At 43.2% G+C, this 22231-nt stretch carries 20 protein-coding genes; 15 read left to right on the forward strand and 5 right to left on the reverse strand.

Features of this window, described 5'->3' with window-relative positions; all coding sequences use genetic code 11:
- The first annotated feature begins 120 nt into the window (after positions 1–120).
- Positions 121–807: a cell division ATP-binding protein FtsE gene (locus ACO05P_RS04605; RefSeq protein WP_421753692.1), complete on the forward strand. Its 687-nt coding sequence runs from the start codon at positions 121–123 to the stop codon at positions 805–807.
- Complete coding sequence (locus tag ACO05P_RS04610) at positions 807–1700, forward strand: glycosyltransferase family 2 protein (protein ID WP_421753693.1); 894 nt, start codon at positions 807–809, stop codon at positions 1698–1700. The genes ACO05P_RS04605 and ACO05P_RS04610 overlap by 1 nt, the downstream gene beginning before the upstream one ends.
- Here ACO05P_RS04610 and ACO05P_RS04615 read toward each other — a convergent pair.
- Positions 1680–2789: a glycosyltransferase gene (locus ACO05P_RS04615; protein WP_421753695.1), complete on the reverse strand. Its 1110-nt coding sequence runs from the start codon at positions 2787–2789 to the stop codon at positions 1680–1682. The two genes, ACO05P_RS04610 and ACO05P_RS04615, sit on opposite strands and share 21 nt — an antisense overlap.
- 50 nt (positions 2790–2839) lie before the next feature.
- On the opposite strand from ACO05P_RS04615, the gene ACO05P_RS04620 reads away from it, so the two are divergent.
- Together ACO05P_RS04620 and ACO05P_RS04625 are read left to right on the forward strand one after the other, a co-directional pair.
- A complete protein-coding gene (locus tag ACO05P_RS04620) occupies positions 2840–4045 on the forward strand; it encodes an S-adenosylmethionine:tRNA ribosyltransferase-isomerase (protein ID WP_421753697.1) in 1206 nt (401 codons plus the stop codon).
- Positions 4046–4047: 2 nt separating this feature from the next.
- On the forward strand, positions 4048–5184 hold the full coding sequence (locus ACO05P_RS04625) for a hypothetical protein (protein ID WP_421753698.1): 1137 nt from the start codon (positions 4048–4050) through the stop codon (positions 5182–5184).
- Here ACO05P_RS04625 and ACO05P_RS04630 read toward each other — a convergent pair.
- Positions 5153–5923 (reverse strand): phosphatase PAP2 family protein, encoded by a 771-nt coding sequence (locus ACO05P_RS04630; protein ID WP_421753700.1) that lies wholly within the window; start codon positions 5921–5923, stop codon positions 5153–5155. The two genes, ACO05P_RS04625 and ACO05P_RS04630, sit on opposite strands and share 32 nt — an antisense overlap.
- A gap of 90 nt (positions 5924–6013) precedes the next feature.
- Here ACO05P_RS04630 and ACO05P_RS04635 point away from each other — a divergent pair, with 90 nt between their 5' ends.
- The 3 genes from ACO05P_RS04635 (at position 6014) to ACO05P_RS04645 (ending at position 8870) form a co-directional block, all read left to right on the forward strand.
- Positions 6014–6862 carry a CheR family methyltransferase gene (locus ACO05P_RS04635; protein ID WP_421753702.1) on the forward strand — a complete coding sequence of 283 codons (849 nt, stop codon included), beginning with the start codon at positions 6014–6016 and terminating at the stop codon, positions 6860–6862.
- A gap of 35 nt (positions 6863–6897) precedes the next feature.
- A complete protein-coding gene (locus tag ACO05P_RS04640; RefSeq protein WP_421753704.1) occupies positions 6898–7833 on the forward strand; it encodes an endonuclease/exonuclease/phosphatase family protein in 936 nt (311 codons plus the stop codon).
- Between the two features lie 98 nt (positions 7834–7931).
- Positions 7932–8870: a hypothetical protein gene (locus ACO05P_RS04645; RefSeq protein ID WP_421753705.1), complete on the forward strand. Its 939-nt coding sequence runs from the start codon at positions 7932–7934 to the stop codon at positions 8868–8870.
- Positions 8871–8941: 71 nt separating this feature from the next.
- Here ACO05P_RS04645 and ACO05P_RS04650 read toward each other — a convergent pair whose 3' ends face one another.
- Entirely contained in the window at positions 8942–9334 is a 393-nt protein-coding gene (locus tag ACO05P_RS04650) for an acyl-CoA thioesterase (RefSeq protein ID WP_421753707.1), read from the reverse strand.
- A 248-nt stretch (positions 9335–9582) separates the two neighbouring features.
- Here ACO05P_RS04650 and dnaA point away from each other — a divergent pair, with 248 nt between their 5' ends.
- The 5 genes from dnaA to ACO05P_RS04675 all read left to right on the forward strand — a co-directional run bounded on the left by dnaA (position 9583) and on the right by ACO05P_RS04675 (position 15936).
- A complete protein-coding gene (gene dnaA / locus ACO05P_RS04655) occupies positions 9583–11013 on the forward strand; it encodes a chromosomal replication initiator protein DnaA (RefSeq protein ID WP_421753708.1) in 1431 nt (476 codons plus the stop codon).
- Positions 11014–11090: 77 nt separating this feature from the next.
- On the forward strand, positions 11091–11492 hold the full coding sequence (locus tag ACO05P_RS04660; RefSeq protein ID WP_421753709.1) for a response regulator: 402 nt from the start codon (positions 11091–11093) through the stop codon (positions 11490–11492).
- The gene (locus tag ACO05P_RS04665; RefSeq protein ID WP_421753710.1) at positions 11493–14702 is read left to right on the forward strand and encodes a PAS domain S-box protein; all 3210 of its coding nucleotides are present in this window, start codon (positions 11493–11495) and stop codon (positions 14700–14702) included.
- A 57-nt stretch (positions 14703–14759) separates the two neighbouring features.
- A complete protein-coding gene (locus tag ACO05P_RS04670) occupies positions 14760–15224 on the forward strand; it encodes a low molecular weight protein-tyrosine-phosphatase (protein ID WP_421753712.1) in 465 nt (154 codons plus the stop codon).
- Positions 15211–15936 (forward strand): SAM-dependent methyltransferase, encoded by a 726-nt coding sequence (locus ACO05P_RS04675; RefSeq protein ID WP_210758788.1) that lies wholly within the window; start codon positions 15211–15213, stop codon positions 15934–15936. Before ACO05P_RS04670 ends, ACO05P_RS04675 begins: the two co-directional genes overlap by 14 nt.
- 264 nt (positions 15937–16200) lie before the next feature.
- Here ACO05P_RS04675 and glyA read toward each other — a convergent pair whose 3' ends face one another.
- Entirely contained in the window at positions 16201–17475 is a 1275-nt protein-coding gene (gene glyA / locus ACO05P_RS04680) for a serine hydroxymethyltransferase (RefSeq protein WP_421753714.1), read from the reverse strand.
- A gap of 70 nt (positions 17476–17545) precedes the next feature.
- Here glyA and fahA point away from each other — a divergent pair, with 70 nt between their 5' ends.
- Both fahA and ACO05P_RS04690 read left to right on the forward strand, forming a co-directional pair.
- Positions 17546–18823, forward strand: coding sequence for a fumarylacetoacetase (fahA, locus tag ACO05P_RS04685; RefSeq protein ID WP_421753716.1), 1278 nt, complete (start codon positions 17546–17548; stop codon positions 18821–18823).
- A 79-nt stretch (positions 18824–18902) separates the two neighbouring features.
- Entirely contained in the window at positions 18903–20291 is a 1389-nt protein-coding gene (locus ACO05P_RS04690) for an alpha-amylase family glycosyl hydrolase (protein WP_421753718.1), read from the forward strand.
- On the opposite strand, the gene ACO05P_RS04695 is transcribed toward ACO05P_RS04690, so the two are convergent.
- Positions 20272–21294: a WD40/YVTN/BNR-like repeat-containing protein gene (locus ACO05P_RS04695; RefSeq protein ID WP_421753719.1), complete on the reverse strand. Its 1023-nt coding sequence runs from the start codon at positions 21292–21294 to the stop codon at positions 20272–20274. The genes ACO05P_RS04690 and ACO05P_RS04695 overlap by 20 nt on opposite strands.
- 214 nt (positions 21295–21508) lie before the next feature.
- Here ACO05P_RS04695 and ACO05P_RS04700 point away from each other — a divergent pair, with 214 nt between their 5' ends.
- Complete coding sequence (locus ACO05P_RS04700) at positions 21509–22231, forward strand: pirin family protein (RefSeq protein WP_421754881.1); 723 nt, start codon at positions 21509–21511, stop codon at positions 22229–22231.

Genomic DNA, 22231 nt, shown 5'->3' on the forward strand with positions numbered 1-22231 from the left:
TAGGAGTAATTCAGGGGCAGCATTTTTAAGACGAGAATAAGTTTTAAACGCGCGCTGTTAATTATTATTGAGGTTGGCAGCTACAGCTTCTGATGCTTGTAGTACTTTTGAATTCGACCTATGAAAGGAGATCCAATACTTAGACTCACCCAAGCCCGCATCAATCAGGGTAAGAATGTAATCTTAAGCAATGTTGACCTGCATATCAGTCAGGGCGATTTTCAATACCTCATTGGCTCTACCGGCAGCGGTAAATCCAGTTTGCTGAAAACCCTTTACGGAGATTTACCTTTAATGGAAGGGAGTGGCGAAGTTTGTGGTATCAAGCTCAATAATCTTAAGGAGAAAGATATTCCTGGCTTACGCCGACGTCTTGGTATTGTATTTCAGGACTTTCAATTGCTTACTGATCGCTCGGTACACGATAATCTTAAATTCGTGCTGCAAGCCACAGGCTGGACTTCCAAAAAGGAAATCAATAAAAAGATTCAGGAAGTACTGAGTAAGGTAGGTATGGATCAGAAAGAAGCTAAAATGCCTCATCAACTCTCAGGTGGCGAGCAACAAAGGGTTGCGATTGCCCGGGCTTTATTAAACGATCCTCAATTAATTTTAGCCGATGAGCCTACCGGAAACCTGGACCCTTCTACTTCAGAAGAGATTATGATTTTGCTGGAGCAAATTTCCAATAGCGGTCGCGCTATTTTAATGGCTACTCACGATTATTCTCTGATTCTGAAATTCCCTCATGAAACCCTAAAATGCGAAAACGGAACCATCTTTAATACGGTTCAGAACAGCCTATAGTGGAGCTGAGCATTGCCATATTGGTCTATTGCTTTTCGCCCTTAAAATTGGTGGAAGAGTTATTAAAACAAGCCCGCGGCCTTGAGATCAATTTTGAAATTTTGGTTTATGATGATGGCTCGGGTCCCATTTGGCAAGAGCAATTAAGCAAAGAGCTGGAACCGCTTCCTGAAGTATTCCTGTATAAAGGCAGTCAAAATCAAGGCCGGGCTGCAGGTCGTAATATCCTGGCCTCCAAAGCCACTGGGAAATATATTTTAATGATCGATGGAGACAATCGCATTGACTCCCCACATTTTCTGAGTGATTATTTCAATGTGCGTAAAACAAATACCGTGGTGGTGGGCGGTCGTTATACCGATGATAAAGCCTTACCTGGCACTGAATTACGATGGTTATTCGCCCAAAAACGCGAAGTGCAGGATTTAGTCGAAAGAAAGGCCCATCCCTATGAAAACTTTCAAACCAATTGCTTTTTGGCGGATGCTGATATCTTTCAAAAACTACAGTTTGAAGAAAACCTAAAGACCTATGGCTATGAAGACAGCCTTTTTGGTTTTGCCTTAGAGGCGGAAGGAATTCCCATTCTACATATCCAAAATCCACAGTACCACGCTGCTGATGATCGCAATTTGGCCTTTTTAGCCAAGAGCGAAGAAGCTATGGAATCATTAATCTGGATTCAGCAAAACCATCCCCAATGGGCCCATCGCTTCAAGTTATTGCGGATTCTCCGGACCTTAAAAAAATGGAAGTTAGAACGGATTTGCTATTGGATACTAAATGCCTGGGAGAAATCCTTGCGTTCCAGTTTAGATTCGCCAGGGCCAAGCCTTTGGCGTTTTGATCTATTTCGCTTACACCGTCTGATTCTAGCGGATCTCCACCAATAATTCGCGGATTACTCGCTGTTCTTTATCCCAGCTATTCTTTTGGGCTGCTTCGGCTAAAGCCTCTTTAAAATGAGCTTTTCCTAAAGCCTGAATTTCTCGGATCTTTTCCTGTAAAGCTTTAGGTTCCACTTCTGAACATAAGCCTATGCCCTCACCTTCCACCAAATTGCGTACTTCCACTACTTTACTGGCTAAAATTGGAATACCGCATTTGATATAGTCGAAAACCTTATTCGGTAAACTAAAGCGGTAATTGATATTGCTATCCTTATCTAAGGAAAGTCCCAAATCAGCAACCGCTGTATAGCGCAACATATCCCTATAAGGCATAGGGTCGATAAAATGCACCCGCCCCTTTAAATCCTCCTTTTGCGCGCGGACTTTCAAGAAGGGAACCACATCGCCCTTGCCTATTATCATCAATTGGATATTGGAATCCATGCCCGCTAAAGCTTCCAAGACCTCCTCCATTCCGCGGTCTACATTAATTCCGGCTCCCTGATTTACCAATAAAAAAGCATCTTCAGGCAGTCCTAATTCAGGGCGACTTTTCCATTCTTCCGGAAGGAGGCTATTTCCCACATTTCGCAATACTCGCGGCCGAATTCCATAGTCCTTTTCGTAAAGGTCAGCAATACTATTATTTACCGTTAGCACCCACTTTAATTTGGGGAAAATGCGCTTTTCCAGACCTTGCCAAACAGCTTTCACCAAAGGCCGATCTTGAATCTCGGGTACTCCGCAGAAATACTCATGGCTGTCATATATCAAAGGCTTGCGCCGAAGACGTGCTATCAGATAATTAGGCAATAAAGTATCGAGGTCATTAGCCCAGTATAAATCATAGGGCTTACGGAATAGTAAATAGAAAAATAGCCAGAGATTTAATTGGGCATAAAAGAGAAATCCCTTGTGAAACCAAAGCTTAAAGCGATGGTAGTCGTAATGAGGTGTAAAATCTTGACTAGCAGGCAGTTTTCGACCCACAAAGTTTACCTGAAAACCTTCCTCTTGCAAAACGCCAATACTGCGCTGAACCCTTTGATCGGTTACCAGGTCATTGCTCACTGTAATGACCACTCTTTTCACCCCGCAATAATAGAAATATAAAATGGCTTTACTTTTGCCGAAAATCAATTGTGGAGCATCGTCAAATCGACATCGAAACCTATAATTATCCCCTGCCTGAAGATCGTATTGCTGAGTATCCTCTGGCTCGAGGGGAGTCGAAGTTGTTGATTTTTAAAGATCAAGAAATTAGGGAAAGCCAGTATAAAAACATTGACCAGTATTTACCGGAAAATGCCTGGATGGTATTTAATGAAACGCGTGTGGTGCAAGCCCGCCTTTTATTCCCTAAGAATGAGCAAAGTATCATTGAAGTGTTTTGCTTGGAGCCTCTGGATCATAAAAGCATTGAGCAAGCCATGCAGGCAAAAGGCAGCATTCGCTACCGTTGTTTAGTAGGTGGTGCACGGAAATGGAAGAACCACGATTTAGAAATGGATCTGGGCTCCTTAACACTCAAGGCCCGTAAAATGGGACGCGAGGAAGCCCAATTCGATATTGAGCTAAGTTGGGATCAGGATTTGAGCTTCAGTGAGGTATTGGAACTCGCCGGTAAAACGCCACTCCCGCCCTATATCAAGCGCCAGGCGGAAGCTCAAGATAAGGTGACCTATCAAACTACTTATGCCCGCAGATCAGGCTCCGTAGCCGCCCCTACTGCTGGCTTGCATTTTAATGAAGCTATATTCCAAAAGCTACAAAACCAAGGCATTGAGCTTAATTACCTCACCCTGCATGTGGGTGCCGGAACCTTTAAACCGGTAAGCACTTCGGTAGCGGAACACGAAATGCATGCGGAGGAATCCTTTCTGGATCGAACATTTATTCAAAAATTAAAAGGAGCCCTGGCTGCAGGGAAAGCCATTATTCCGGTAGGAACGACTTCCCTACGTGCTCTGGAAAGCTTGTATTGGCTGGGCTGCCTGCATTATCATAAGCAATTGAATGATGGGGAATTAATCGTTCCTCAGTGGTTGGGATTCGAAAATCCAGAATGGGCTTTGGAGCCCTTACATGCCTTGGAGAGCCTGGAAGCTCTTTTGGATGAAAAAAGTACAGATTGGCTTCCTTTCAAAACCCAAATTATTATTGCCCCTGGCTACCAGCATCGTTTAATCACTGCCTTGGTAACCAATTTCCATCAACCTAAAAGCACCCTCATGCTTCTGGTTTCTTCACTTATTGGCGAGCATTGGCAAGAGGTTTACCAATATGCTTTGGATCATGAATTCCGTTTTCTAAGTTATGGCGACGGTTGTTTATTATATCGCTCATGAATATGCTCCGCAATATTATTATCCAACTCTATCTCTTCCTGCAACCGGGTTTAGGGATGAGTCAGAGCCTTTCGGCGGATAGCGTAGCCATTTTGCATCCGGACCTTAAAGAGTGCAGTGGCATGGCCTTTATTGCGCCCAATGCCCTAGCGATGATTAACGACAGTGGTAATGATGCGGAGCTCTTTATTTGTGATACCCTCGGCAATTTAATTTTGCGTTCTCCATTAAAATCTTTGGTCAACCACGATTGGGAATCCCTGGCTTACGCCGATGGCAAGCTATATATCGGTGATTTTGGTAATAATGATAATAAGCGCCAAAATCTGGAAGTTTTGGTCTTAGATATTTCCAAACTTCTAACTGAGGGAAAATGGACAATGATTGCGAAGATTCCCTTTAGCTATCCCGAGCAGAAAGCCTTCCCCCCTGAGGATAGTGAGCGCTATTACGATTTAGAAGCCATGGTGGTTTATGAGGATTCGCTATTTCTCTTCACGAAGAATCGCACAAAGCCTTTTGATGGCAAAGTGAAGGTTTATGGCTTGAGCCGCAATCCCGCTCCCCAAAAGGCCAAATTGATTAAAGAGTTTAAAACCGCCAGTGGCATCCAGCATTTCAATTGGGTGAGTGGGGCATGCTTAAGTCCCAATGGCGAGGATCTCTTTTTATTGGGTTACAGTAAGATCTGGTATGTTGAATCCTGGCGAAAAACTGAGCGAATTAAGGCCTACCCTTACAGTTTGGGGAATTTCTCGCAAAAGGAAGCTATGGCCATCCGGGGTGCTAGCCTGTATTTTGCTGAAGAAGAATTGGCCAATCGAAAACCCTATTTGTACAAGGTTTCAATACCGGTCTTTAACCAGGAAAGCAAAGGGGATTCCATCATTCAAATTCAAGAAAGCTATGTGTTGGGGCAGGATAGCTTGGAATTGCAATTTCCCCAGCCTCATTATTATATAGGCGTAGAATATGGATTGTATGATCAAAGTGGCGCTTTAAGGCTATCCGGCCATTTTAAAGCAGAAGAATTAAGACAGGGAACCGTGAAAATTCCGCTGGAAGGCTTAAGTCCGGGCAGCTATATATTCAGCATCCAGGGCGAAATTAAAAAGGCCTTTCGCTTCGAACTGAAATAGGATCGAGCTGCCACTTCAAAGACAATCCGCTATAGCCTCCAAATAAAATACTGGGCTCTAAACTGAGTTTGGAACTGCGCTCCCTTTGCCACTCCCCGATTTTTCTTCCAATGAAGGTGCCAATTAAAGCACCCGCCACTACATCCGAAGGCCAGTGCTTCTGTGTAAAAACCCTTTGCCAGGCGGTTAATCCTGCCAGAGAATACAAAGGAATTGCCAGATATAAAGGATCATCGTAAAAGGCCGAGATTGAAGAAGCAAAGGCAAATGCGGTAGCACTGTGCCCCGAAGGAAAAGAAAGAAAATTGCTATTAAAAGAAGGGCCCCTAAAAACATAAGGATCAGTAAGCCATTGCTCTTCCGGTCGTTCGCGATGAAAACTAAGTTTCAAGGCCATGACTACTATTCCGGCGCTCAGCATACTTTGTAATGCCGCGGAACTCAAATCCTGAATCTCCCGGTTTTTAAAAGCCCAGCCTCCCAAATAGCCCAGGGCACTTACGCTCCCCATTATTAAGGGATCACCAAAGGGTTTCATAAAAGGACTTAAGGCATTTGCCGTTTCAGGATCCGTCCATTGCAGGGCATTTTGAATGGGTTCTTCGGCCAAGATCACCGCTCCAATCGCTATTCCCCCAGCAGCCCAATACCAGGCATCCGCTCTGGAATACGATTCAGAATTTGTCCATTGCTTTGCATTTTGCCAGCTATCCTGCACTATCGAAAATTGTGCATGCATAGTAACAATTGGACTGAACACCAATAAAATAAACACTTTTAAAACGTTTCCTTTCAAAATGCGATCGGGAATGATTTACCTTCGCAAGGTATGCAGCAGAGCCTAATATCGCAGATTGAAATTCCGGAAAAAAGCTATCAAGATTTCCTGGACTTTGTGGAGGACCGCTATGGTCTTAAATTGGAGTGGTATAACAAATCTTCCGTAATGCGTCGCTTACTCAAAGTGATGAATCAAATGCGAGTTAACGATCTCTACACTTTAAAGTTACTCATCAGCGAAAGCTCCCATTATCAAAAGTTTTTAGATCGCTTCACGGTACAGGTAACCGAGCTTTTCCGAGAACCCAATACCTGGCTGGAAATGCGTAAATCGGTTTTACCGGTATTAGCCCAAAGAGCGAGCATCGATATTTTATTGGTGGGCAGTAGCACAGGTGAAGAATTAAGCAGTTTGACCCTTGTTTTGGACGAACTGGAACTTATGGATAAATGTCAGATTCTGGCTACTGATCTATCTGCAGCCGCATTGCAAAAAGCACGACGTCCTTCCATTTCAAAGGCGCGTTTAAATGAGGCCGATATGAATTATCGCAAAGCCGGAGGTACGGCCTTATTAGAGGATTATTACCAAACGACTTCTTCGCTCTGCCATTTTCATGAGCGATTGTTTCGAAATGTGACTTTCCAACAATTTGACGTTTCCTCCGGAGACCTAAATCAAAAGTTCGACCTCATATTATGTCGCAACTTGCTGATTTATTTCCAAACGGAATTCCAGGAGCATCCCCTATCTCGTTTGGTGCATCATTTAAAGCCCGGTGGATTTTTATCTCTGGGCGAACAAGAAACCATGGCCTTTTACCCTAATCATGATAATCTGCAAATCGTTTCCTCATCTCAAAAGATCTATCGTCAAAACTTTGTAGAGCAGGTTTAAGTATTGCTATTTACCTGATTTTCAGCTTCAGCTTAGTGGGGCAACGCTGCGTTTTCTATAATGTAGAAAACCTATTTTATCCGGAGTGGGATAGCCTAAACCCAGATCAAGAATTTACTCCAGATGGTGCCAAAGAATGGACGGCCGCCAAATATTTTACACGCATACAACGATTGTCTAAGGTGATCCTAAGTTTAAGCGACAGTAGTTTTCAAGCTCCTGCATTAGTTGGAATGGCCGAAATTGAAGAAGCACGAGTTTTAAATGATCTGATTCACCGAAGCGCCTTGGCAAAGATTCCTTACCAGTATGTGCATTATGATTCGCCAGATCGCCGTGGTATTGATGTTGGGCTAATTTATCGAAAGGACCTGTTTAGATTAATTGATTCTAAAACCTTGCCTTTTTATTGGCCTGAAATCCCAGAATATCGAAGCCGAGATATGCTCTATGCGCAATTTGAAGATAGCCTTCATCGTCCCTGGCATTTTGTAATCTGTCATTGGCCCAGTCGCTACGGAGGACAGCAAAGCTCAGAACCCAAGCGCTTGGCTGCAGCCAAAATCTTAAGTGTCTTTCTAGATAGTTTAAAGCTCGGGCCAGAAGAGATTCTTATCGTAATGGGCGATTTTAATGATGAACCAAATGATAAGAGTTTAAAGTATTTAGGTGGTAAACCTGAGCATCCACGGCTTTACAATTTAATGGCCTCGAAAGATCAAAATGGAGGCAGCCATCGTTATAAGGGAGATTGGGCTTATTTGGATCAGATTCTAATTCGCCCGGAAATGCAAGAATGGACTATACATTGTGCAGCCTTCGAGGCCCCCTTTTTAATGGAAGAGGAAAGTAAGTTACCGGGCTATAAACCACGCAGAGCCTTTAAAGGTCCTTTTTTTAGTTCGGGATACAGTGATCACCTCCCAGTATATATTGATCTCATAATCAAGACCCAACCTTTAGCGGATTAGAATCGACTTAGTAGTAAAGGGCATATTTATGGGCTGATAATGAATAGTCTTGCGTATTGCTCGATAGAAAAATTAAATTTGTCCTGAAATTGTAGATTATGAAACGAATTGCGCTCTTTGGACTTGCTCTGTTAACCTTGGCTTCCTGTGAGGATGATCCGGTGGTAAAAACCAATACCTATCCCACAGACAACCTGGCCTTACCTCAAGTCCGTAGCTCCTTGATATTATCATCTTATAGCCCCAGCTTTGGATATATAGCCGAAATTCCTCGTTTACTTTTGAGCGATCAATACGGCAGTGAATTGACCTTTATGAATGTGGTTACCGATGCAAATAGCGAATTTTATTCAGCTATTGCAGATAGCATCACTTTTAACCAACCATTAGAAGCGGCTCCTTCTTTTTACTTAAACGACGAGACCGTTGATATGGCCAGCTTACTGACCGATATTGAACCCGCCTTAGCGAAAAAGCCAATTGCAACGGTAAATCATAAGGTAACCGTTACCGATACCGCTTGGGTAGTGGACTCTAAGGTTCGTTTCTGGGTAGATACCATGAATCGTGGCTTCCGCATTGCAACCTACATGACCCTAAGTGCCAAAGCTGCGAATTACCCTACCGCTGGTTTAGACTTAAGAGTTAATGCCGCCCCTGGAACTGTGATTAGCAATGGGGATCTTTCAGTATGGGATCAAAACCTGCAGAGCTTAGATTCTTCCGGTACTGTAACTACTAAAGGAGATCCTTTTTACCACAGTAATGTTTTGGTGCGCAACTTTAATCCAGAATCAGCATGGGGCTTTAGCTTCGAAGAATATTCACCCTTTGGACAAAGCTTTAGCAAAGGCGATATCATTGGAACAAAAACCACTCCCATACGTCATTACTTCCCAACTCCTAATTCTGGATTGGATGGTGCTATCGACGTAGACTTCGAATTTACGCCTGGATTCCTCACAGTTATTTGGTGTGAGAATTCAGAAACGGCCAAATACGAATACATCAACAGCGTGTTTACTGCTTTAAAATAGTAGCCGCTTTAAAATATAAAAGCCGTCTTGGTTTGACCAAGACGGCTTTTTTTATGCTTCGGAAATACTAATTATTCGAGCTGAGGCTTGATAAGATCCAGAAAATATTCGGGAGCCAAGACTGGTTTTCGACTTTCGATATCCACAAAAACCAATTGAACCATGCCGATTGTTAACAATTTTCCCTCTTCATTGCGAATTTCATGGTGAAAGGTGATCCGAGTATTGGGCATTTCTCGAATTTCAGTGCGAATTTCGATCAAATCATCATAAGTCGCAGGGGCTAAATACTTTACCTCTAATTTGAGAACCGGGAGCATAATTCCCCTTTTTTCCATCTCTTTATAGGTAAGTCCCAGTGAACGTAGGGCCTCCACCCGGCCGATCTCAAAATATTGTGAATAATTGCCATAATAAACAACCCCCATCTGATCGGTCTCGGCATATCGGACTCGAGTTGACATTGAGTTAACAAACATAATTTCTTAAGTGCTGAAAATTAAGTGTATTGTACGGTAGAATGCGGGATACAGCGCGATTAACGCTCTGATAATCTCGGACAAAAAAAGCTATATATCAAGACCGATTTGATTTTTTTTATCACTTTTTTCTACACACTTTTGTCCCTGTCAAGGGGAGGGATGATCTCGGCAGCCTGTCATACATTTTACCCTGAGAAGAAACTAAACGCAAAGCAATTTAACTACAACGCATGGAGCTGACTGCAAAGACAGTTTGGGATAATTGTTTGTCTTATATCAAAGACAATATTTCCCCACAGAGTTACAAAACCTGGTTTTTGCCGATCAAGCCCTTAAAGCTCAAAGATAATGTCTTGAGTATTCAGGTACCCAGTAAGTTTTTCTACGAATGGCTCGAAGAAAACTACATTAAACTCCTGAAAAGCGCGATCACGCGAGAGCTTGGCGATGATGCCAAACTGGTTTACAGCATTGTGATGGAAAACACCTACGGTAACAGCAAGCCTTATACCGTTAAAATTCCGTCCAGTAATCGTGGTTCTTTAAAAAATCCAAAGGTTAATATGCCTATGGAGCTCGGTGAAAACGGAGTAAAGAATCCCTTCATCATTCCTGGCTTACGCAAGGTTCACGTAGAATCGCAGCTTAATCCAAACTATACTTTCGACAATTTTGTTGAAGGAGATTGTAATCGCTTAGCCCGCTCTGCCGGTTATGCCGTGGCTAAGAAACCGGGTGGCACCTCCTTTAACCCTCTTTTGCTTTATGGCGGTAATGGATTGGGAAAAACCCACCTGGCACATGCCATCGGTATCGAAATCAAGGATCGTTATCCGGAAAAGACCGTGCTCTACGTTAGTGCTGAGAAATTCCAGCAACAATTTGTAGAAGCCATCCGAACCAACAACAAAAACGACTTTTTGCACTTCTATCAGATGATCGATATTCTGATTGTTGATGATGTGCATTCTTTCGCCGGAAAAGAGAAGACTCAAGACGCCTTCTTTGAAATTTTCAATCACCTGCACCAGAACAGCAAACAGGTAATCCTTACTTCGGATCGTGCACCGGTGGATTTACAAGGCATGGAGCAACGCTTATTATCCCGTTTCAAATGGGGTTTAAGTGCCGACCTGCAAGTACCCGATTTAGAAACGCGTATCGCCATTCTGAATCAGAAACTGTACAATGACGGTGTGGAAATGCCGGCTGATGTAATTGAATACCTCGCCTATTCTATCAATTCGAATGTGCGTGAATTGGAAGGAGCTTTAATCTCCCTCCTCGCCCAGTCTTCTTTAAATAAGAAGCGCATTACCGTAGAATTGGCTAAGCAGATGATTGATAAATTCGTGAAGAACACCACTCGCGAAATCAGCATCGATTACATTCAAAAAGTGGTTTGCGATTATTTCGATATGCCTATTGAGCTCTTAAAGTCGAAGACTCGTAAACGCGAAATTGTACAGGCTCGTCAATTGGCCATGTACTTCTCTAAACAACTGACTAAAAACTCATTGGCCAGCATTGGTGCCCAATGTGGAAATAAAGACCACGCAACGGTGCTACATGCCTGCCGAACTGTGAATAATCTTACGGAAACGGATAAACGCTTCCGCACTTATGTGGAAGACCTTCGCAAGAAATTGACCTTGAAATAATAAAAGCCCCGCATAGGGGCTTTTATTTTGGCTCCACATTCACTTTTTGACTAATTTAGAAGTGAATTTTTCAAAGCATGACCATTAACCATTATTGGATTGTAGATGATGACCCCATAGCTCGGGTTCTTATTCGTAAGAAAATGAGCAATGAAGGTTTATGTGAGAAGTTCTCTGAATTTCAAAATGGTCAAGAGGCCCTTGAAGCTCTTAAAGAGGCCAAGGAAAGTGAAACTCCAGATCTTATCTTTCTTGACTTAAATATGCCCATTATGGATGGATGGGAGTTTTTGAAAGAAGCCCAAAATAAGCTGAAAAATGTGCATGCTCGGGTGGCTATCCTCACCTCCTCCATTAGTCCGGATGATTGGGATCGATCCCAAAGCATTCCCAGTGTTTCCTGCTTCCTTAATAAACCGCTAAACACGGCTGAACTTCTGAACCGAATCGATTCCAGCAGCCGGCCCAATTCAAATTAAGTGCATTTCCTGGCCGGATTAGATATTGAACAAAGTGAAAGTGCACAGTTTATTCAGCCCGAAGAAGCTGCTTCTAAAGTACTTGCCTCCAGTTTAGAATCCGGTGAAAATCATCTTTGGGTACTGCATTCTGATAAAGCCAAATTATCTCCTGCTCTCGAAAGCTTGGCGTATACAGTTTATGATTTCCCCTTAAACGGTCATCGTCATTCGGCACAACCGCAAAAAGCTGCATACCGGGAAGCCTTATTATTTCAAATACAACATCGCGAAAACTCCTTATTGGCGCAGGTCCTGGATCAAAGTAGCAGCGGTATTTTAGTTTTTTCAGAAAAGGGCATTTTACTTTATGCCAATCAAAAGTCCGAACAATGGTTGCCCAGCTTAAAGCAGTTACCCCTAGGACTTTTAAACATCGGACAATTTCAATGGCATCAGGAGGATCAGCAATTTCCCTTTTCTGCCATTCCTGAAAATGAGAGTCTGGGAATCGGACAATTAAGTCTGGATGGTGAAAAGCTTAATCGCAAACTGAATTTACAGCATAGGGTCTTAGAATGGAAGAATGAAAAATTCCGCTTATTGGAATTGGATTCTGCTACTGAATTACAGCGGCTGCACGAACGCTTGCATCATACGGAAATCACCAATCAACTTTTATTAGAGCGAAGTTTAGGTGCTTATTCCCTTACAAATCATGAAAATACCATCACCTTCCTAAGTGGGGAAGTCGAAAAAATTACGGGATATCAGCCTGAAGCTATTTTAGGCATGAGCTGTTTGGATTTGGCCCATCCTAAAGATCGTTTACGTAAAGAAAATGCTTTAAACGCCATCCACCATCAGCATCTGGCACAACAAGAAGTTAAGTACCGTTTACATCATCGCAATGGCGGCTATCGCTGGGTAAAGGCCACTATGATCAATCACTTTGATACTCCTGGCATTGAAAGTATTGTGACGGTAGTTCAAGATATTGATGAGCAAGAAAGAGCTCAAAGAGATCTCATCGACAGCAATCATCGCTTTCGCTGGGCCAGCCGCGCTACCAAAGATGTAATTTGGGATTGGCACTATAAAGTTGGGAAAATCGAATGGGGGGAAAATCTCAGTGAGATGTACGGCTGGGAAAGTTCTGAGTTAGATCATCCAGATAAATGGCTAAGTCATATCCCCAAAGAAGATCACCTTGCCATTACAAAGAGTTTGGAAAAAGCCTTTGAAAATCGCTCCGAAACCTGGGATTGCCGTTATCGCTTCCAAAAAAAGAATGGCGAATGGGCCTATATCCTAGATCGAGGATATATCGAACGGGACCTCAAAGGTAATGTAGTACGCATAATTGGGGCCATGCACGATTTTAGCGAGCGCTACCAATACGAACAAGAGCTGCAAAAGGAAAGGCAAAAATTTCGCCAATTATTCGAAGGCTCCTTAATTGGCGTAGCGATGCTTGAATTGCAAAATACGCGCTGGCAAGATTGCAATCAGGCCTTATTGAATATGCTCGGTTTTAAGAAATCGGAATTTCTGGCTAAAAGTCTGACCGATCTTATCCCGGATTCCGAACGAGAAATTCATCAGCAGAAGCTAAGAGAATTGCGATCTCTTCAACCTATTAAGACCTATCAAACACTTTTATTACGCAAGGATTTAGGCACCACTAAGGTGGTTGTTTCGGCCTTTACCACCCAGGATGAAGCCAAGCGTCCTATTGCCTGGTTTCACTTTTTGGATTTGGGTCCTATTGAGGAAAGTAATCGTGCTCTGGTGGAAGCTGAATCGCGCTTTAGACAGTATATCGAGAAGGCCTCGGATATATTCGTAACCCTGAGTAAAGAAGGTGTAATAGAATACATCTCCCCCAATATTCACCCTCTGGCGCAGTACCGCCCGGCAGAATTAATGGGGCAAGCTCTTACCGATTTTATCCACCCGAAGGATTTGGTTAAAACCCGCCTCACTTTTGTAAAGGCTTATCGGAAATCGGAAAATGCCGGTCGTGCGGTATTTAGGTTAAAATCTAAGGATGGAGATTGGCTTTGGCTGGAGGCCAATGGTCGTTTTCAGGAAAGAGATGGCACATTAAAGGCCTTCATAAATATTCGCGATATCCGCAAGGAGCACGAGATTGAATCTCAATTGCGTAAACTTTCCTTGGTTGCGAATCGCACTTCCAATGGGGTGCTTATCGTTAATAGTCGGCATGAAATAGAATGGCTTAACCAAAGCTTTAAACGCATGAGCGGCTACAGCCTGGAAGAAGCCAAAGGCCGCAAAATGGAGGAACTTTTACATGGCCCGGCATCACTGAGCACCAATGAAGGACGATTAAATGATTTTCTCAATACCGGCAAACCCTTTCGCCTAGAGAATATCAATTATAAAAAGGATGGTACTGAGTATTGGGTGGAAAGCATTGTAACTCCGATTTACGATGAAGGTGGACGATTAGTTAATTACATTTCCATTGAATCGGACATTACCGAAAGGAAGCAGGAGGAATTGGATTTCCAGCGCAATTTGCAATTGATTTCCGAGCAAAACGAAAGGCTGCAAAGCTTTGCTCATATTGTATCTCATAATTTCCGCTCGCATGGATCCAATATTCAGCAATTGATCCACGAGCTGAACGTAACCCAAGATCAATTACTTAGAGATGAATTGTACCGTTATCTCGAAGTAAGTGCAGAGGGCTTAATGCAAGCTTTAGATGAATTATCAAGCATCTTAGAAGTAGAATCGGCCTCTGAATTGCCTACCGAAGAATTAGAGGTACTCACCTATTGTGAACGAGTTCGACAAATCCTCTCCCGCCCTACCATGGAGATTAATGCCGAATTACAATTTGATATTCCACAGGGGTTTCAGCTGAAGTTTTATCCTGCCTATTTAGAGAGTGTGCTTTTTAACCTGGTGAGTAATGCCCTTCGATATCACGATCCAGAAAAAGATCCATGGGTAAAAGTTTGGGTTGAAGAAACAGAAAATAACAAGCACCTCTATGTTTCAGACAATGGATTGGGTATTGATTTAGAAAAGTATGGCGATCAACTCTTTAAGTTTAAGCGCAGTTTCCATAATCATCCAGATAGCTCTGGAATTGGGCTCTATCTGATTCGTAGTCAAATAGAAAGCCTGGGAGGTGAAATCACCGTTCAAAGTATTGTCGGCAAAGGCACCACCTTTAAAGTAAGCTTGCCAAAATAGCGGGAAATATTGGAGGATGCCCTGCATAAAACGTACCTTTAACCAAAGATTTTTTTTGTGAAGAAAGTATTGATGGTATGCCTGGGAAACATTTGTCGCTCCCCTCTGGCAGAAGGATTATTACGCTCGAAAGTCAATCCCGAAGAAGTGGAAGTAGACTCGGCTGGAACGGCGGCTTACCATGTTGGTGAAGCTCCAGATATCCGCACCATAATGACTGGTCGAAAGCACGGAATCAATCTCTCAAATCTTGTTGGTCGTCAGTTCAAAACTGTTGATTTTGATTACTTTGACCGTATCTATGTAATGGATCACTCTAACTTAAATAATGTTTTAAATATGGCTCGAAATGAGGCTGACCGCGCTAAGGTTGACCTTATTTTAAATGAGATTAAAGCCGGTTCTAATCAGGATGTTCCCGATCCCTATTACGGAGGGGATGAAGGCTTTGAACAGGTCTATCGATTATTGGATGCTGCTACAGATACGATCGTAGAAAAATTGAAGGATGGAAGAATCTAATAATCCCAAGGGAAAGCTCTATTTAATTCCTTCCTTAATGGGTGAAATTGAGCCCTTGGAAGTCCTGCCTTTATCGGTTAAGAAAGTAATAGACCTCTGCGATCATTTCATTGTAGAAAATGAAAAATCGGCGCGAGCTTTTATTAAGCGGGTGCTTCCCTCCAAGCATCAACCCGACCTCGTACTTTATACCACCAATAAGTTTTCAGATCCGGCTGATTATCCTTCCTACCTGGAAGCAGCACGCAATGGAGAGCATATTGGATTGATCTCTGAAGCTGGGGCACCGGGCATTGCAGATCCGGGCGCAGAAATCATTAGCCTTGCTCATAATGAAGGCATTCGGGTAGTTCCCTTAGTGGGGCCCTCCTCTATTTTCATGGCGATGATGGCCAGTGGCATGAATGGCCAAAGCTTTGCCTTTAACGGCTATTTACCTATTGATAATCAGGAGCGTAAAAAGCAAATCAAAAATTTAGAAAACCTGAGTCGAAAAACCGGGCAAAGCCAAATTTTCATGGAGACTCCTTATCGAAATGATAAGCTCATGAAGGATTTAATTAGCATTTGTCATCCCGATACCCGACTCTGTGTAGCTAGAGAAGTCACTACATTAGAAGAGTATATCCGCACTCAACCTATTTCTTGGTGGAAGAACAATTTACCGGAATTGGAAAAACGTCCAGCGATTTTCATTCTTAGTGTAGAGTAAATTATGGATCGAATTGCAAATTCACTTTGCTTCAACACAGAGACCGAGAGGTAAAGAGGTACACAGAGAATATTTGGAAGTGGAATAATTTGGTTTTCAATCGTATTTCACAAACGACCAACTACTAGCTACCATCTACCCCTGCGGCCAATACACTCTTCCTTGTCCACCATCCAATCTACCGTCTAAAGTCTACCGTCTAAATTCTCTGAATCGAATTTGCAATTCGATCCAGCTTACCAACGACCAACTACTAAATACTTTCTACCAATTAAACAAGGGATATCCCTCCATCATCTCATTCACCTCCTGGGCAACAGCTTCCAGATTCGCTTCGTCTTCAAAATTGCTGATTACGCGATCGATAAGCTCCGCTACTTTTTCCATATCCGCTTCTTTCAGCCCACGAGTAGTGATTGCAGGCGTTCCTAAGCGAATACCGCTGGTTACGAAGGGAGATTTATCATCGAAAGGCACCATGTTCTTATTCACGGTGATATCGGCTTTTACCAGTGCATTTTCAGCCTGCTTACCGCTGATGTTTTTATTGCGGAGGTCAATCAGCATACTGTGATTGTCGGTACCACCGGATATAATCTGGTAATCGCGGGCTACGAGAGCAGCAGCCAGGGCCTTAGCATTCTTTTGTACCTGTAGGGTATAATGCATAAACTCATCCTCGAGGGCTTCACCAAAAGCTACCGCCTTAGCGGCAATCACATGCTCCAAAGGACCACCTTGAGTACCGGGGAAAACCGCAGCATTCAAAATTTGACTCATCATCTTCACCTGACCTTTAGGTGTTTTTTCGCCCCAGGGGTTTTCGAAATCTTTACCCATTAAGATCATTCCACCGCGAGGACCACGTAAAGTTTTATGAGTGGTAGTGGTTACAATATGACAATGGGGAATCGGATCACTAAGCAGACCTTTGGCGATTAAGCCCGCAGGATGTGAGATATCTGCTAGAAGCAAGGCCCCTACGCTATCGGCGATTTCCCGGAAACGGGCAAAATCCAAATCACGGCTATAGGCGCTATAGCCAGCAATAATCAATTTAGGTTGTTCCTTAGCGGCGATTTCAGCGATGGTATCGTAATTCAATCGACCGGTTTCCTTTTCCACTCCGTAAAAACAAGTTTGAAAAGTTTTGCCACTAAAGTTTACTGGTGAACCATGGGTAAGGTGACCACCATGCGAAAGATCAAAGCCCATAATTTTATCACCAGGCTTCAAACAGGCTAAATAAACAGCTGCATTAGCCTGAGAACCGGAATGTGGCTGCACATTGGCATATTCTGCACCAAACAATTGTTTAGCTCTTTCAATAGCAATGGTCTCTACTTCATCGACCACCTCACAGCCACCGTAATAACGTTTACCTGGAAAACCTTCGGCATATTTATTAGTTAGAACCGAGCCCATGGCCTGCATTACCTGGTCACTAACAAAGTTTTCTGAAGCAATTAATTCGATGCCTTCCGTTTGACGTTCACGTTCTTGTTGGATGAGATCGAAGATTAGAGAATCCTTATACATACCTTAAGTTTTGACGCTAATTTTTCTGCGGTGATGAATCTTAGTAATATTGCCCAAAATTAATCCAAATATGCTCACAGCAAACGACCCGTCGCGTAAGTCTTGGATTGAAGTTCCAGCAGGCAGCGACTTTCCTATACAAAACCTTCCCTTTGGCGTTTTTTTGGCGAATGATGATCACGTTTCCATCGGTAGTCGTATCGGGAATACCGCAATTGATTTAGCCGCTCTTCATCAATTAGGCTATTTCGAAGGAATCTCATTACCCGAAGATGTTTTCTTGCAAGACACCTTAAACGATTTTATCACCCTTGGTAAACCTACCATCCGCCAGGTACGCAATCGTTTAGCCGAAATTTTTGATGCTAATAATGATCAATTGCAATCCAAAGCCGAGCAACGTGAAGTAGTGCTTTTCCCGGTAGAGGAATTGCAAATGTTGATGCCGGTATTCATTCAGGATTACACCGATTTTTATTCCAGTCGTGAGCATGCCACTAATGTGGGAATCATGTTCCGTGGCAAAGAAAATGCCTTGATGCCCAACTGGTTGCATTTACCGGTAGGATATCATGGGCGTAGTTCTTCCATTATTGTTTCGGGCGAGAATATTCATCGCCCCATGGGTCAGATGTTAGCTCCCGGAGCCGAAGCCCCGGTATTTGGTCCTTCTAAAGCAATGGACTTCGAATTAGAAATGGGTTTCATTACCACTGATGGTAAGCCTTTAGGCGATCGTATCAGCACCGGTGAAGCCGAAGATTACCTTTTTGGAATGGTGATCTTTAATGATTGGAGTGCTCGCGATTTACAACGTTGGGAATACGTGCCCTTAGGCCCCTTCTTAGGTAAGAACTTCGGATCTTCTATATCTCCCTGGGTGGTAACTTTTGATGCTTTGGAGCCTTATCGTACCGCTCGCCCCAAGCAAGAAGAGCCCAAACCTCTTCCCTATTTAGAATGTGCTCCCAATACTTCCTATGATATCAAATTGGAAGTGTATTTACAGCCAGAGGGTGGTGAAGAAAACCTGATTTCGGAAAGTAATCACAAGTATTTATACTGGACCATGGTGCAGCAGTTGGCCCATCACACGGTAAACGGTTGTAATATTAATGCCGGAGATTTAATGGCCAGTGGAACCATATCTGGACCAGAGCCTAAAAATTATGGTTCAATGCTCGAATTAAGCTGGAAGGGTGATAAGCCTTTAAAGTTGAGCGATGGCAGCGAACGTAAATACCTTTTGGATGGTGATACGGTTATCATGAAAGCCTTCTGCGACAACGGAACCCAGCGTATTGGCTTTGGTGAGGTACGCAGTAAAATCCTTCCCGCAAAAGCATAGTATTGTAAAAAATACACTAAGTATAGAGGCGCTTTGAGCGCCTCTTTTTATTTTTGGTATTTGCCCAAATATCAAGGATTTGAAAGTTTTTAAATATCTAAGTCTGGCTGCATGCCTCAGCCTCATTGCCTGTTCAAAGGATGAAGACCATATCACTTCAAATGTAACCCTTCCCGACCCTGAACCGGTAGATGACGGTTTTTATGGTCAGCCATTCAGGGGTATGCCCAGCGATGTAAATGATCTGGTTTTATATGAGGTAAATATTCGTGCCTTTTCGGCGGATGGCGATTTAGACGGAGTTACCGCGCAATTGGATAGTATTCAAAAAATGGGGGTTAATGTGGTGTGGCTCATGCCCATTTATCCGGTTGGGCAGGTGAATAGTATTAACTCTCCCTATTGCGTACGCGACTATACTGGTGTAGCCAGTGAATATGGCAACTTAGACGATTTACGGGAATTAGTGGATGCCGCGCATCAAAGAGGGATGTCAGTAATTCTCGATTATGTCGCTAATCATACTTCTTGGGATCATCCCTGGATCACGGAGTATCCGGATTGGTATACCCAGGATGGCAATGGCAATATTGTGATTCCTCCGGGTACCAATTGGCAGGATGTGGCCGACCTCAATTTTGAAGTCGACTCCATGCAATTGGCTCAAATAGAAAGTTTAAAATACTGGATTCGGGAGGCTAATATTGATGGGTTCCGCTGCGATTATGCCAATGGGGTTCCCTTCGAGTTTTGGCAAAGAGCCATTGACTCCTTAGAGGCTTATCACCGCACTAATCTTTTAATGCTGGCCGAGGGCGATCGCTTTAATCATCTCATTGCCGGATTTGATCTGCGCTTTAGCTGGGCCGCTTATGCTAAATTAAAGGAGGTATTTGCCGATGGGCATGCGGCAAGTGAACTCAGCACTATGCATCAAAACGAATACAATGTAATTGTAGGCAATCAAGGGGTTTTACGCTTTACGACCAATCATGATGAATCTGCCTGGGATGACACTCCGGTGCAGCTCTTTGGCAGTCAACAAAGTGCGGTAGCAGCCATGGTAGCCACCGCTTATTTAGGAGGAGTGCCACTCATTTATAGCAGTCAGGAAGTAGGTCGCGATCGAACCCTGCCCTTTTTCAGTAATGATCTTATAAACTGGAGCGCTAATCCCGAAGTGAAAAAGCAGTATCAGCAGTTTATGCAGATTTATGCTAATGAAGCCGCGGCTAAGGTACAAACGATTACGGATTACAGCTCCCAGGATGTATTGGCTTTTACCAAGACTAAGGATGGCGAAGAATTGCTGGTGCTGGTTAACTGCCGTAATAATTCGGTGAGCTATAATGTGGATCCTGGCTTAAGCGCTGGCAATTGGACCGACCTTATGCATGGACAAAGCGTACAGCTTAATTCTACTTTGAACTTAAATGCTGGCGCCTATTTTATTTATAAGCGGAATTAAAGCGGGCGATACGTCCTTTGGGACCGCTCAACCATTGCCCCTGGCAAGTATAAAAACCTTCGGAACTATACTGCCAGTTCCTACCATTATCAAAAGAATAGGCCATTCCAAAGCGCGAGCATAGCACGATATGCGATCCTTGCCATTGTACACAAGACCAATAGCGTTGACTTAAGGATTTAGGAAATGGACAGGCTTCCCAGCTTTTTCCGGTATTTGTAGACCAGAGTAAACTTTGATTGGATAAAGAATCTGCACGGTAATCTCCTCCACTAATTATGAGGGTATCAGAGTTTTTCGCATGAATACTAAAAGCTCCCTTAGTTGCTTCTCCATCATTCATGGCTAAAATCGCTTTAAGCGACTGCCCTTTATGATTACCCAAAATCCGAGCTTGGGCACCTCCCAATACGATGGCCCATGAATCTTGATCAAAACAATGTAGGCAGGTACCGGAAGCGGCAAAACCGCCCTGCTTTGGACTTACTTTTAATTCGGGGATAGTATCCCATCTCTGCCAGCTTTTACCGCCATCCTTGGTTTCGATAATGGTAATATGAGATTCCTGCGCATCCGCGAAAGCTAAACCCCTATGGGTATCCCAAAAATCAAAAGCATCGAAAAAAATACCGGGACTATCGTCTCTAAAGCATTCTTGCCAGCTCTGCCCTGCATCTTCGGTTCGCAATATTAATGCTGGTGAACCCGCACTGAGAATGATGGCGGTGGAGTCGTCCATTGCTTCGATATCTCGCCATAAAACTCCTTCATAGCCTTTGGGACTGCGATTCTTCCATTGATTCGGCAGGCTGAAATACCAGACCTGGGACTGATCGCTAGCCAGCCATGTGCTACTATCATTTATCGGCGACAAGGCACGGAAATTATTGCTGGAATCCGGACATTGAAATAAGGTCAATTCATCACTTTGACTCTTCAGGCTTAAAGCCGAAAAACTAATGAGTAAAAGGAATAAGGTGCTACTAGTATGGATCGTCTTCATAGAGATTTGCAAGAAAAAGAATTTCTTTGTACTTTCGATGTTGCAACATTGAAATAATATGAAACGAAGTAAATTTTTAAAATCCAGTGTTTTAGGTCTTGCCTCCTTGTCTATGATTCGCTTAAAAGCGGAAGACGAGACCCTTGAAAAATCCGCTAACTTACTAGACCCGAACCTGGGCTTTAATCATTTACCCAATCCAAAAACATACCCCATGAAAAACTCACTTTTAATTAAAGCCGATTCCCGCGGTCATGCAAACCATGGCTGGTTGGATACCAATCATACCTTCAGTTTCGCCAATTACTACAATCCTGAGCGCATGCATTTTGGCGTTTTAAGGGTTATTAATGACGATTATATCGCCGCTGGAGCAGGATTCGGAACGCATCCCCATGAAAACATGGAAATCATTACCATACCCTTTGAAGGCGATTTGGAACATAAAGATTCCATGGGTCATAAGGAGGTAATTAAGCATGGTGATGTGCAGGTAATGAGTGCTGGTACCGGCATTTACCACAGCGAATACAATGCGAATAAAGACAAAGCCGTAAAGCTTTTCCAAATCTGGGTTTTCCCCGATAAACGTAATGTAGAACCTCGCTATGATCAGATTACTCTGGATACGAGTAAAATGGCAAATCAGTTTATGCAAATCTTATCTCCCAATCCCGAGGATGAAGGGGTTTGGATTCACCAAAATGCCTGGTTTGATATGGGTGATTTTGAAGCTGGCAAAAAGGTGAGTCACAAACTACGCGCTCCTCAGGGCAATGGTATTTATGCCATGGTAGTAGATGGGAAATTCAAGGTGAACGGTCAGGAGTTGGAATACCGCGATGGCCTGGGCCTTTGGGAAATTAGCGAGCTCGAGATTGAAACGCTTGAGAAAGGTCGACTCCTATTAATGGAAGTCCCCATGCAATTGAACTAA

Origin of the sequence: Croceimicrobium sp., assembly GCF_965228705.1 — a bacterium.
GTDB lineage: Bacteria > Bacteroidota > Bacteroidia > Flavobacteriales > Schleiferiaceae > Croceimicrobium.